Raw genomic sequence first — 435 nt, forward strand, 5'->3', positions numbered from 1 at the left:
TCCTTGCCGTCCGGCAGCTTGGCATGCAGGAACATCTCTCGCGCCAGATATTGCGGATCGTTGAACATGTCCTCGGCGCTGAAGATCCGGCTGACCGGTACGTCGGCCTGATTGAGCAAGTCGAGAACAGTCTGCAGTGGTAAGGAATTGACCCAGCGATCAATCACGCCATACAACTCGTCCCGGCGACTGTCGCGCCCGTCGTTACTGGCCAGCAGTGGGACGTTGGCAAGATCTTCGCGGCCAATCACGAGCATGAAGCGTTTGAAGATCGCATCACCATTGGCACCGATCTGCACATGCTTGCCGTCGGCGCTGGTGTGGATCGAAGACGGCGTGATGCCCGGCATGATGTTGCCGCTGCGCTCGCGGATGAAACCGAACACGTCGAACTCCGGCACCATGCTTTCCATCATCGCGAAGATAGCTTCATAC

The 435-nt window shown here is 57.9% G+C and carries 1 protein-coding gene; it reads right to left on the reverse strand.

All coding sequences use genetic code 11. From position 1 onward, the window contains the following. On the reverse strand, positions 1-435 hold a 435-nt coding region (locus LC457_RS23340; RefSeq protein ID WP_223601932.1), incomplete at both ends, for a CoA transferase.

The sequence above is a fragment of the Chryseobacterium sp. GVT01B genome (assembly GCF_019970045.1).
Taxonomy (GTDB): domain Bacteria; phylum Bacteroidota; class Bacteroidia; order Flavobacteriales; family Weeksellaceae; genus Chryseobacterium.